Source organism: Desulfonatronospira sp. (genome assembly GCA_003563255.1).
Classification (GTDB): Bacteria; Desulfobacterota; Desulfovibrionia; order Desulfovibrionales; family Desulfonatronovibrionaceae; genus Desulfonatronospira.
In genome coordinates, this window is the sequence record PWSL01000506.1 from 1 (window position 1) to 2774 (window position 2774).

At 47.2% G+C, this 2774-nt stretch carries 3 protein-coding genes and 1 pseudogene; 2 read left to right on the forward strand and 2 right to left on the reverse strand.

Annotated features, from left to right (window positions below; genetic code table 11):
• The first annotated feature begins 589 nt into the window (after nucleotides 1-589).
• Both QZP87_RS14790 and QZP87_RS14795 read left to right on the forward strand, forming a co-directional pair.
• Entirely contained in the window at nucleotides 590-907 is a 318-nt protein-coding gene (locus QZP87_RS14790; protein ID WP_291323695.1) for a hypothetical protein, read from the forward strand.
• The gene (locus QZP87_RS14795; protein WP_291323696.1) at nucleotides 886-1584 is read left to right on the forward strand and encodes a nucleotidyl transferase AbiEii/AbiGii toxin family protein; all 699 of its coding nucleotides are present in this window, start codon (nucleotides 886-888) and stop codon (nucleotides 1582-1584) included. The genes QZP87_RS14790 and QZP87_RS14795 overlap by 22 nt, the downstream gene beginning before the upstream one ends.
• A gap of 284 nt (nucleotides 1585-1868) precedes the next feature.
• Here QZP87_RS14795 and QZP87_RS14800 read toward each other — a convergent pair.
• Nucleotides 1869-2165: pseudogene (locus QZP87_RS14800) on the reverse strand (ATP-binding domain-containing protein); the annotation flags it as partial.
• 122 nt (nucleotides 2166-2287) lie between these two features.
• Nucleotides 2288-2473, reverse strand: a complete 186-nt coding sequence (locus QZP87_RS14805; RefSeq protein WP_291323697.1) for a flagellar hook-length control protein — start codon at nucleotides 2471-2473, stop codon at nucleotides 2288-2290.
• Nucleotides 2474-2774: the final 301 nt, after the last annotated feature.

The window sequence follows — 2774 nt, forward strand, 5'->3', positions numbered from 1 at the left end:
CACTACAGCGAAACTTCAAAAATTTGTAACCTGTCTCAATTGGGGACAGGCACTTTTGCCGTTTGATAACTTGCAATTGAACAAAATAACAGGCGGCAAAAGAGCCAGTCCCCGGAGGTCAATATATAAGTTTCGCTGTAGTGCTAGGCTTTTTCCGCGACCTTGCACGGAAAAAGTGGCCCCTTCGGGGCAACATCCGAAAAAGGAAGGGAGCTCATACAACCACCCCCGGTCTTAAGAAGTATGGGAGTATGGGCGTATGGGAGTATGGGAGTATGGGCGTATGGGAGTCAAAACATCCTTACACCCACACATGGATACCCCCATACCCCCATACTTTCTTCCATGGGAGGGGAGTTTACGCCGTGCGCGTAATCTACTCCAGAGGGGCAGGATGTCAGAAAAAGTTACCAACATGTTTGTTTGAAATCTGTGCTAGTGTCCAAACAGATACCGCTGTAGTGATAACTTGTTCAGGGCTGGTTTCCGATCTGTGTTTGAAAAAGACCTTTTTGTGGCGGTATCAGGCTGATTTCCCGGTAAAGCGGGAGGGATTGTATTTCCTGCCTGATTGTGGCATGATGAACTGATGGAAAGGATAAGTCCCAATACTCCTCACAGCCTTACATTGGCCGAAAAATACGTATGGTGGAAAAGACCTGAAGATGCCTTGCGGAACAAAAGGCATTTTCTGGCTTCTCTCATGACTTATGCCACCATGAAAGATACCCTCTGGATGGAAGAAAACTTTTCCGGAAAAGAACTGATTGATGTCCTGCAAAATCCGCCCGTCGGGATTTTTACTCCCCGTGCCTGGCACTTCTGGCATTACAGGCTGGGTCTGGCTGACAATGAAAATGATATCCCTGATTTGCCCAGGCGAGAATGGCAAAAGAAGAGCGGATGACCATCAAGATCAGCTTCAGGCCCGACTTGTCAGTCCTGCCTCCGGCCCAAAAAATAATCTGGAACAAGCTCATTGCTGTCCCTGAGAATTATGTTCTTTATGGCGGTACAGCCATTGCCCTGCAACTGGGACACAGATCATCCATTGATTTTGATTTTTTTTCTTCTGATCATGCTGACAGCGACCATCTGTATTCTGTTGTTTATTCTTTATTAGGCCCGCTTGAGATTATTCAATCCCGGAAAAACACTCTCAGTATAATTACTTACAGTGATGACCCGGTAAAATTATCCTTTTTCTGGGGTATTAAAACTGGAAGGGTAAAGCCGCCCCGCATCGCTGAAGACAATGGCATACAGGTTGCTTCTCTTCAGGATTTATTTGGTCATAAGCTGAAAACCATTCTCCAGCGGGTCGAGGCCAAGGATTATAGAGACATCGCCTGTCTGCTTAAAAGCGGTTTCCCCCTTGAACTGGGCCTTTCTTGCGTTTTATCGTTCTGGCCTCATGCGCCCATTCAGGAAATAGTCAGGGCATTGGCCTATTTTCAGGAAGGGGACTTTTCTGACTTAAGCGAAGCGGATAAACAGGTACTCATCAAGGCATGCTCGAATATCTCCTATACTAATGTTGCCAGGCTGCCGCTTGACTCTCACGCATTGTCAACAGCCTCCTGAACCAATAACCTACAGCGAAACTAATTATTATCCTCTGGGGAGTGGCTCTTTTGCCGCCAGGGTTTTTGAGCAATCGACAGTATTCAACCGGCAAAAGTGCCTGTCCCCCATTGAGATAATCATTATGTATGTGATCAGGCTTGCCTTTTTTGAAAAAAAGCGGGACATGATTCGCATCTATGCCACCACCCAGCCGTGAAGTCCAGGAGGAGTGTATGGGACACGGCTCGGTCAGAATTTGCATCCACCCTGATTATTTATTATATTATAGCAATAAAGGTATCTCATGTAATCTCCTGTATTTTGTGGTTCAGTCTGCCGGCCAGATGGGTATACCTTTGGTTTGTTCCGGCATTTCTGACTACAATGGCCAGAGCCTTTTTGGTGCCTATGAACACCACCAGGTTCTTGCCCCGGGTGATGCCGGTGTAAACCAGATTCTTCTGCAGCATGATATAGTGCTGGGTAAGCAGGGGAATGACCACGGCTGGGTAGTCGGACCCCTGGGATTTGTGGATGCTGACGGCATAGGCCAGCACGAGTTCATCCAGGTCTGAATATTCATAGACCACCTGGCGGTCATAGAAATTGTTGATTTCTGAATTATTCATTTTCTCGACTTTTTGCAGGTGCATCTATACAAGGCAAAGGGTCTTTGGGGACAAGGAACCCAAGACAAAAATTGGGTTTTAAAGGGGCAGGATCACTCTTCTTCAAACTGGATGCAAATATCAGCAATAATAACCGGAGGATTATCGTCGTCTGAAACGACCACCTGCTGCGCCTGCTGAACATATTCGGAGTCCTTGATATGTATCATTGCCGGCTGCTTTAACTGATTCTCATCAAACGACTGAAAAATCTCAAATACCTGGACATAAGTCAGCATGCTCTCAGCCTCACATACATTTTTTTCAACAACAGATAAGAAGGAAAGCAGGGGACAGGCACTCCGGTACCCACTTGAGCATCATTCTGTGCTCAAAATGACTCATTTTTAGGACAAGTGGGTCCCGGAAGAGGCAGTCGTACGGATGACCATGCCGGGCAGTGCAGCCACAAGGTTCAGGCCGAAGCTTTTCTATCGCCACGGGCGCGCATTTCCAGGGCGTAGGTCTTGACCAGACGTATGTGGGGGTGCTTCCTGGACACGTGACTCTCCACTTCAGGGGCAAAGGTATAGCCTATGA

What these genes read in the sequence shown, in the direction of transcription:
- QZP87_RS14790 (WP_291323695.1), top strand. Translation starts at nt 590, where the DNA reads ATGGAAAGGATAAGTCCCAATACTCCTCACAGCCTTACATTGGCCGAA.
- QZP87_RS14795 (WP_291323696.1), top strand. Translation starts at nt 886, where the DNA reads ATGGCAAAAGAAGAGCGGATGACCATCAAGATCAGCTTCAGGCCCGAC.
- QZP87_RS14805 (WP_291323697.1), bottom strand. Translation starts at nt 2,473, where the DNA reads ATGCTGACTTATGTCCAGGTATTTGAGATTTTTCAGTCGTTTGATGAG.